Below are 8,602 nucleotides of genomic sequence, written 5' to 3' on the forward strand. Positions count from 1 at the left end.
GGATACGCTCCTTATCATCGAGAAAAGTGTTTCCGCACGGCCTCCCGGGCGGCCGCGTCCGCCTCCAGGATGTCCGCGAGGCCGGGCTTGTGGGCGACGGGCAGCTCCGTCATGGCCTGGGCGGTGAGGTCGAAGATCTCCCGGAAGCCGATGCGCTCCTCCAGGAACAGCCGCACCGCCTCCTCGTTGGCGGCGTTCAGCACGGCGCAGGCGGTGCCGCCCTTGGCGGCGGCCACCTCCGCCAGGCGCAGGCAGGGGAAGGTCCCCCGGTCCGGCTCGGCGAAGGTCAGCGGCGGGCAGTGCAGCAGATCCAGCGGCTCCGCCGCCGACTCTGCCCGCCGGGGCCAGGTCATGGCGTACCGGATGGGCAGGCGCATGTCCGGCGTGCCCAGCTGGGCCAGCAGCGCCCCGTCCCGGAACTCCACCAGGGAGTGGACGATGCTCTGGCGGTGGATGACCACCTTCACCCTCGTCAGCGGCAGGCGGTAGAGCCGCATGGCCTCGATGACCTCCAGGCCCTTGTTCATCAGCGTGGCGCAGTCCACGGTGATCTTGGGGCCCATCTTCCAGTTGGGGTGCCGGAGGGCGTCCGCCCTGGTCTTCCGATCCACCTCGGGCTTGCTCAGCCCGTAGAAGGGCCCGCCGGAACAGGTCAAGATCAGCTGCCGGATCTCGCCCCGGTCGGTGCAGCCCTGGACGCACTGGAAGATGGCGGAGTGCTCCGAGTCCACGGGGACGATCTCCGCCCCGCAGCGGTCCGCCGCCTCCATCACCAGCTCTCCCGCGCAGACCAGGGTCTCCTTGTTGGCCAGGGCGATGCGCTTGCCCTCCCGGATGGCGGCCAGGGTGGGCTTGAGCCCCACCATGCCCACCACGGCGGTGACCACCGTGTCCACCCCCGGCAGCGTCGCCGCCGTGGAGAGGGCGGCCGCGCCCCCCTGGACCTTGATGCCCGTGTCCGCCAGGCGGACCTTCAGATCCCTCGCCGCCGCCTCGTCGGTCAGGATGACCAGGCGGGGGCGGAACTTCCGGGCCTGTTCCTCCGCCAGCTCCACATTGTCGTTGGCCGTGAGGGCCGCCACGGTCAGGCCCAGGTCCTCCGCCACGTCCAGGGTCTGCCGCCCGATGGAACCGGTGGAGCCCAAGATGGAAATCGTCTTACTCATCGTCACATCCCTATCCTATGCAGATCCTATGCCAATAAACCGAACAGGATCTCGACGGCCGGGGCCACGAACAGCACGCTGTCGAACCGGTCCAGCACGCCGCCGTGGGCCAGGAACAAATGGCCGTAATCCTTGATGCCGAACTCCCGCTTGATGAGGGAGAAGCTGAGGTCGCCGATCTGGGCCACCACGCCGCACAGCAGCGCCAGCGCCGCCATGGGGCCGTACCCGATGGCGCAGCCGCCGAAGGAGCGGTCCATGACCCAGACGAACAAAAGCCCGCAGGCCACGTTCCCCGCCAGGCCCCCGATGGACCCCTCCACGGTCTTCTTGGGGCTGACCTTGGGGGCCAGCTTGTGCTTCCCCAGAGTGAGGCCCGTAAAGAAGGCGAAGGTGTCGCAGGCGAAGCTCAAGATGAAGGGCAGGAGGAGGTAGGCCCGGGGAACGCCGGAAGCCTCCAGCCGGAGGAAAGACGAGAAGGAATACCCGATGGCGATGCCCCCGAAGAGGCCCGCCATGACCTGATCGAACTTCACCTCACCGCCCTTACGAATGGCATAGCCGAAAAACAGCAGCAGCTCGAACATGAAAAAAACTTCCGCAGCGTCCGGCACGCTGTGATACCAGAGCACTGTCAAGCCGGCACAGAGGCCGCTCACCGCCGCCAGTCCTCTTTTGCCCTTCCCGCTGACACATCGCTGTAGTTCACAGCCGCCAACACTTGCCAAGACCAACAGGGCGAGCGCCATCACAAAAGGCGGCGCGGCCAGCACCACGCAGAGGAGCGCCGGGATGCCCACGGCGGCCACCAGTATCCTCGATCTCATAAACGGTCACATCCTTTACGCGCCGTGCCCGGCGCGTCCCGCAGGGGCCCTGCCCCTGCGCCCCGCCAGCTTTTTGAAAAAAGCCGGACCAAAAACCTCATCTCACGCCGCCGAAGCGGCGGTCCCTGGCGTGATAGGCCGCGATGGCCTTATCCAGCTCCGCCTCGTCGAAGTCCGGCCAGAGGGCATCCGTGTAGTAGAACTCCGAATAGGCGCACTGCCACAGCAGGAAGTTGCTCAGCCGCAGCTCCCCGCTGGGGCGGACGATCAGCTCCGGATCCGGGATGCCCCGGGAGTCCAGGTAGCCGGAAAAGGCCGCCTCGTCCAGGTCCTCCGGCTTTTTTGTCCCGGCGGCGCAGTCGGCGGCGAAGCGCCGCGCCGCCCGAACGATCTCGTCCCGCCCGCCGTAGTTCAGGCAGACGTTGGCCTGGAAATCGTCTCGGGACAGGTGCTCCGTGATCTCGTCAGTCTCCCGGGCCAGGGCCTGGAGCTCCGGGGAGATGGGGCCCATGTCCCCAAAGAAGTGGAGCCGGATGTGGTCCCGCTCCATGGTGTCCACCGCCTCCAGCAGGTACTTCTTCAAAAGCGCCATGATGGCGGCGACCTCCGTCTCCGAGCGCTTCCAGTTCTCCGTGGAGAAGGCGTAGACCGTCAGGTACTTCACGCCGATGTTTTTGCAGTACGTGGCGATCTTCCGGAAGGTCTCCGCCCCGGCTTTATGCCCCGCCGTCCGGGGGAGGCCCCGCTTCGCGGCCCAGCGGCCGTTGCCGTCCATGATGACAGCAATATGGCGGGGCGGCGCCAGCCGCCCCGTCCCGTTCCCCTCACCTGCCATCAGACCGCCATCAATTCCTTTTCCTTCTTCGCCAGCAGCTCGTCCAGCTTCTTGCAGCTCTCGTCCGTCAGCTTCTGGAAGTCCTTCTCCACCTGCTTGAGCTCGTCCTCGGTGATCTCGGACTTCTTCTCCTGCTTCTTGAAGTTGTCCATGGCGTCCCGGCGGATGTTCCGCACGGCCACCTTGCCCCCCTCGGCGTACTTGCGGATCTGCTTGACCAGCTCCTTGCGGCGCTCCTCCGTCAGCTGGGGGAAGGCCAGGCGGATGGCCTTGCCGTCGTTTTGGGGGTTGATGCCCAGGTCCGAGTTCTGGATCGCCTTCTCGATGGCCTTCAGCGCGGAACCGTCCCAGGGGGAGATCAGCAACGTGCGGGGATCCGGGGAGGAGATCGCGGCGATCTGCTGGATGGGGGTGGGGCTGCCGTAGTAGTCCACCATGATCCGGTCCAGCACGGCGGCATTGGCCCGGCCCGCCCGGACGGAGGCGAAGTCCGCCGCCACGGAGTCGATGCTCTTCCTCATCTTGTCCTCGTATACCTTGTATTCATCCTTCAACATCAGGGAGCGCTCCTTTCAAATTTCAGATCCTTCTTATGCCTCTATGCCTCCGGCCGGGCCGTTCACTCCCGCACGATGGTGCCCACCTTCTCGCCGCGCAGGGCCCGGACGATGTTCTCGGGGTCCTTCAGGGCGAAGAGCAGCACGGGGATGTGGTTGTCCATGGAGAGGGACGTGGCGGTGGTGTCCATCACGCACAGGTGCTGGGCCAGCACGTCGTCGTAGCTGATGGAATCGTATCTCACCGCGCTGGGGTCCTTCACCGGGTCGGCGGAGTAGACGCCGTCCACGTTCTTCGCCAGGAGGATCACCTCCGCGCCGATCTCGGCGGCCCGGAGCACGGCGGCGGTGTCCGTGGAGAAGAAGGGGTTGCCGGTGCCGCAGCCGAAGATGACCGCTCTGCCCTTCTCCAAATGCCGGATGGCACGGGAGCGGATGTAGGGCTCGGCGATGGGGCGCATCTCGATGGCGGTCTGGACCCGGACGGGGATGCCCTTCTGCTCGCACACGTCCGCCACCGCCAGGCAGTTCATGACGGTCGCCAGCATGCCCATATGGTCGGCCCGGGTCCGCTCCATGCGGCCCCCGCCGTCCTTCGCGCCCCGCCAGAAGTTGCCGCCGCCCACCACCAGGCCGATCTGGACGCCCATGTCCAGACATTCCTTCACCACGTCGCAGACCCGTCCGATGACCTCGAAATCCAATCCGGTATGCTTGTCCCCGGCCAGGGCCTCGCCGCTGATCTTCAGCAGCACCCGCCGGTATACAGGTCTCGTCATCGCATGACCTCCCTTTCCAGAGTCGTTCGTCCTGAAACAGCATCTCTATTTTAGCGTATTTTTCCGCGCTTGCATAGGGGGTAGACAAGATTTTCCGAAAAAAACCGGAGGCCCCGCGGGGAGGGGCCTCCGCCCTCCCCCGGACCGGACGGATGCCCCCTGGACGGCCCGGCCGTTTCGGAATATACTGGAGAGAGGACGAAAGGAGCATGCCTATGGTTTTCGACGGACATTCCGACTTGCTTTACGACGTGACCCGCCGCCGCCTCCTGGGCGAGGACCATGTGCTGGAGCGGCGCCACCTGGCCCGCCTCCGCCGGGGCGGGATCGAGGGGCTGGTCCTGGCCCTGTGGTACGGCCGGGGACAGGGGCAGACCTTCTGGGAGGGCGTCCCCGGCGAGGAGGACGCCGGGACGCGGCTGGAGATCATGCTCGCCTGCGCCCAGGCGGAGTTCGCCGAGTGCCCCTGGCTGGCGGTGGTCCGCACGGCCCGGGAGGCGGAGGCGGCCCGGGCGGAGGGGAAGCTCTACGCCTTCCTGGCCGTCGAGGGCATGGAGGCCGTGGGGGAGGGGCTGGAGGCGCTGGACCGCCTGGCGGCCCTGGGCGTCCGGATGGGGATGCTGACCTGGAACGAGGACAACCGCTTCGCCGCCGGCGCCGCCCAGGACCCCGGGAAGGGCCTCACCCCTTTGGGCCGGCAGGCCCTCCGCCGGATGGAGGACCTGGGGATGCTCATCGACGTCTCCCACCTGAACGACGCCGGCTTTTGGGAGGTCCTGGAGCTGGCCCGCGGCCCGGTGATCGCCTCCCACTCCAACTGCCGCGCCCTGTGCGGCGTCCCCCGAGACCTCACCGACGAACAGCTCCGGGCCATCCGGGACAGCGGCGGCGTGGTGGGCCTGAACGCCCATGACCGCTTCGTCCACCGGGACCCGGAGCGGCGGACGGCGGAGGTCCTGGCCCTCCACGCCGCCCGCATGGCCGAGATCATGGGGATCGAGCACGTGGCCTGCGGCTTCGACTTCTGCGAGTTCATGGGCCCCCCCGGCAACGAGGCGGTCCGGGGGCTGGAGGACTGCGGGCAGGTCCCGGCCTTCTTCGCCTGCCTGGAGCGGCTGGGGATGTCCCCGGCGGAGCGGGACATGGTCGCGCGGGGGAACCTCCTGAGGATCTTGAAGGGTCTGCGGTAAAATTCCCATTGTATTCCGCCGGGGAATCGACTATACTGGACGGGACAAGGAAAAGGAGGCGGAGAACATGTATTCCTGCAACCAATTGCTCCAGGCGCTGGAGAGCGGCCGGTGCGACGCCGCCCTCGCCGCCGTCTACACCGGCGCCGGCCTGGACGGGGCGCGGGCCCGCGCCCGCCGGGTCGCCCGGGCCCTGGCGGAGGGCTGCGCGCCCAAGGGGCCCGCCGCCCTGTTCAGCGGCCCCGGCCGCACGGAGCTGGGCGGCAACCACACCGACCACCAGCACGGGCACGTCCTCTGCGCCAGCGTGGACATGGATATGCTGGCCTGTGCCGCGCCCAACGGGACGAACGTCATCCGGATCGAGTCCGAGGGCTATCCCCCCCTGGAGGTGGACCTGACGGACCTGGCCCCCCGGAAAGAGGAGGAGAACAGCTCCGCCGCCCTGGTCCGGGGCGTGGCGGCGGGCATCGCCCAGCGGGGCCATGCCGTGGGCGGCTTCGACGCCTGCGTGGCCTCCACCGTCCTCTCCGGGTCCGGGCTGTCCTCCTCCGCCGCCTACGAGATCCTCATCGGCAGCATCATCGGCCACTTCTCATGCGGGGGGGCGCTGGACGCCGTCGAGCTGGCGAAGATCGGCCAGTACGCCGAGAACGTCCACTTCGGCAAGCTCAGCGGCCTGATGGACCAGATGGGCTCCTCCGTGGGCGGGGCGGTGGCCATCGACTTCGGCGACCCTGCCGATCCGGTGGTCCGGCCCATCTCCTATGACTTCGCCGCCTCCGGCCACGCGCTGTGCATCGTGGACACCGGCTCCGACCACAGCGCCAAGCACCTGACGGAGGACTATTCCAACATCACCCGGGAGATGCGCTCCGTGGCGGCCCACTTCGGCAGGCAGTTCCTCCGGGAGGTCCCCGAGGCGGACTTCCGCGCCGCCGTCCCCGCCCTGCGGCGGGAGTGCGGCGACCGGGCCGTCCTCCGCGCCCTCCACTTCTACGACGACGACCGCCGGGCCGTCCAGGAGGCGGACGCCCTGGAGCGGGGGGACTTCCAGGGCTTCCTGGCCCTGGTGGACGCCTCCGGCATGTCCTCCGCCCTGCATCTCCAGAACACCTGGTCCACGGCGGACCCCCGGCAGCAGGCCATCCCCATGGTCCTGGCCCTGGGGCGGGAGCTGCTGGGCGGCACGGGCGCCATCCGGGTCCACGGCGGCGGCTTCGCCGGGACGGTGCAGGCCTTCGTCCCCTGCGGGAAGCTGGAGGCGTTCAAGACCGGGATGGAGGCCCTGCTGGGCCCCGGCATGTGCCACGTCCTGCGCATCCGGCCCCAGGGCGGGACCGTGATCGTGGCTTGACGGCTCCCGCAAAGCCTTTTGAAAGACTTCGATAAAGAGATGGAGGGACCATATATGGTCAATGAAGCGGTCTCCAAGCTGGCGGCTTACGCCCTGCAAAAGGGCCTCATCGAAGAGAGCGAGCGCTCCTGGGCCATCAACACCATCCTGGACACGCTGGGGCTGGACAGCTATACGGACCCCGGCCGGGACTGGGGCGAGGTGGAGCTGGCCCCCGTGCTGGAGGAGCTGCTGGACGACGCCCACCGGCGGGGCGTGCTGGCGGAGGGCTCCGTGGTCTACCGGGACCTGTTCGACACGGAGCTGATGGGCCGACTCACCCCCCGCCCCGCTCAGGTCGCCGCCCGGTTCCAGGCGCTCCGCGCCCAAGATCCCAAAGCCGCCACGGACTGGTACTACCGGTTCAGCCAGGACACCAACTACATCCGCCGGGACCGCATCGCCAAAGACATGCAGTGGAAGGCGGAGACGGAGTACGGCGAGCTGGACATCACCATCAACCTCTCCAAGCCGGAGAAGGACCCCAAGGCCATCGCCGCCGCCAGGGACCTCCCCCCTTCCAACTACCCCCGCTGCCAGCTCTGCGCGGAGAACGAGGGCTACGCCGGCCGGGTGGACCACCCCGCAAGGCAGAACCACCGGGTGGTCCCCATCACCATCAACGGCTCCCCCTGGTTCTTGCAGTACTCCCCCTATGTCTATTACAATGAGCACTGCATCTGCCTGAACGCGGAGCACACCCCCATGAAGATCGACCGGGCCTGCTTCGGCAAGCTCCTGGATTTCGTGAGGCAGTTCCCCCACTACTTCGTGGGCTCCAACGCGGACCTGCCCATCGTGGGCGGCTCCATCCTGGCCCACGACCATTTCCAGGGCGGGCGGTACACCTTCGCCATGGAGAGGGCCCCCGTCGAGACGCCCTTCGCCTTCCCGGGCTATGGAGACGTGGAGGCCGGCATCGTCAAGTGGCCCATGTCCGTCGTCCGGATCTCCTCCGGGGATCCGGAGCGGCTCATCGGCCTGGCGGACAAGATCCTGGGCAGATGGCGGGCCTACACCGACGAGGCGGCGGTGATCTTCGCCGAGACGGACGGCACGCCCCACAATACGATCACCCCCATCGCCCGGCGGCGGGGAGAGGCGTACGAGCTGGACCTGGTCCTGCGGAACAACCTGACCACGGAGCGGTATCCCCTGGGCCTCTATCATCCCCATGACGAGCTGCACCATATCAAGAAGGAGAACATCGGCCTGATCGAGGTGATGGGCCTGGCCGTCCTCCCCGCCCGGCTGAAAGAGGAGCTGGCGGCGGTGGCGGACGGCCTGGCAGGCGGGAAGGACCTCCGGGCGGACGGACGGACCGCCAAGCACGCCGACTGGGCGGAGGGCTTCGCCCCCAGCTACTCCATCACGGCGGACAACGCCCTGGGGATCGTCCAAAGGGAGACCGCCTTGGTCTTCGCCCAAGTGCTGGAGCACGCCGGGGTCTACAAACGGACGGCGGAGGGCAAAGAGGCGTTCCTCCGGTTCCTGAGGACCGTCTGACCCGGCGGGGGCCTCAGCCCGGCGAAAACGTCTTTTCGCCAGGCTGAGCAAGTTTTCAGGACGTTCAAAAAGTCCTGGGAACTTATGATCGAAACGGGAGGGCCCCTTCCCGGGTCCCTCTCGCATCGCTCCTCCTGCCCGTCGAGGAAGTCCCCCCTATTTTTTGACGCTCTGAGGCCCCCGCCGGCAGCGCCGGCGGGGGCCTCCCATCTCCTTCCGGCTTGACAGTGGGGAGATTTTATATTACTATAGTCAGCACAGTTGAAAAGGATCCAAAGGATCCTTTTCAGCGAGGCGCTGTAAAACAGCGCCTCAAGCCGCACAAGCGGCTTGCTGTGCATGACTT

At 67.5% G+C, this 8,602-nt stretch carries 8 protein-coding genes; 3 read left to right on the forward strand and 5 right to left on the reverse strand.

All coding sequences use genetic code 11. From position 1 onward, the window contains the following. Window positions 1-14: 14 nt before the first annotated feature. The 5 genes from QZ332_RS03550 to pyrH all read right to left on the reverse strand — a co-directional run bounded on the left by QZ332_RS03550 (window position 15) and on the right by pyrH (window position 4,164). Complete coding sequence (locus QZ332_RS03550) at window positions 15-1,166, reverse strand: 1-deoxy-D-xylulose-5-phosphate reductoisomerase (RefSeq protein WP_295762400.1); 1,152 nt, start codon at window positions 1,164-1,166, stop codon at window positions 15-17. Between the two features lie 26 nt (window positions 1,167-1,192). Next, entirely contained in the window at window positions 1,193-1,993 is an 801-nt protein-coding gene (locus QZ332_RS03555; RefSeq protein ID WP_295762403.1) for a phosphatidate cytidylyltransferase, read from the reverse strand. A 97-nt stretch (window positions 1,994-2,090) separates the two neighbouring features. Beyond that, window positions 2,091-2,828, reverse strand: a complete 738-nt coding sequence (gene uppS / locus QZ332_RS03560) for a polyprenyl diphosphate synthase (protein ID WP_295762406.1) — start codon at window positions 2,826-2,828, stop codon at window positions 2,091-2,093. Then, window positions 2,828-3,385, reverse strand: coding sequence for a ribosome recycling factor (gene frr / locus QZ332_RS03565; RefSeq protein WP_295762408.1), 558 nt, complete (start codon window positions 3,383-3,385; stop codon window positions 2,828-2,830). The genes uppS and frr overlap by 1 nt, the downstream gene beginning before the upstream one ends. A gap of 62 nt (window positions 3,386-3,447) precedes the next feature. Then, window positions 3,448-4,164 (reverse strand): UMP kinase, encoded by a 717-nt coding sequence (gene pyrH / locus QZ332_RS03570; protein WP_295762410.1) that lies wholly within the window; start codon window positions 4,162-4,164, stop codon window positions 3,448-3,450. A 209-nt stretch (window positions 4,165-4,373) separates the two neighbouring features. Between pyrH and QZ332_RS03575 the strand changes: the two genes are divergently transcribed. The 3 genes from QZ332_RS03575 to galT all read left to right on the forward strand — a co-directional run bounded on the left by QZ332_RS03575 (window position 4,374) and on the right by galT (window position 8,256). After that, window positions 4,374-5,354, forward strand: a complete 981-nt coding sequence (locus QZ332_RS03575; protein ID WP_295762413.1) for a dipeptidase — start codon at window positions 4,374-4,376, stop codon at window positions 5,352-5,354. Between the two features lie 67 nt (window positions 5,355-5,421). Beyond that, window positions 5,422-6,711 carry a galactokinase family protein gene (locus QZ332_RS03580; protein WP_295762416.1) on the forward strand — a complete coding sequence of 430 codons (1,290 nt, stop codon included), beginning with the start codon at window positions 5,422-5,424 and terminating at the stop codon, window positions 6,709-6,711. A gap of 54 nt (window positions 6,712-6,765) precedes the next feature. Continuing rightward, on the forward strand, window positions 6,766-8,256 hold the full coding sequence (gene galT, locus QZ332_RS03585) for a UDP-glucose--hexose-1-phosphate uridylyltransferase (RefSeq protein WP_295762418.1): 1,491 nt from the start codon (window positions 6,766-6,768) through the stop codon (window positions 8,254-8,256). Window positions 8,257-8,602 lie beyond the last annotated feature (346 nt).

The sequence above is a fragment of the uncultured Oscillibacter sp. genome (assembly GCF_910584465.1).
GTDB lineage: Bacteria > Bacillota > Clostridia > Oscillospirales > Oscillospiraceae > Oscillibacter.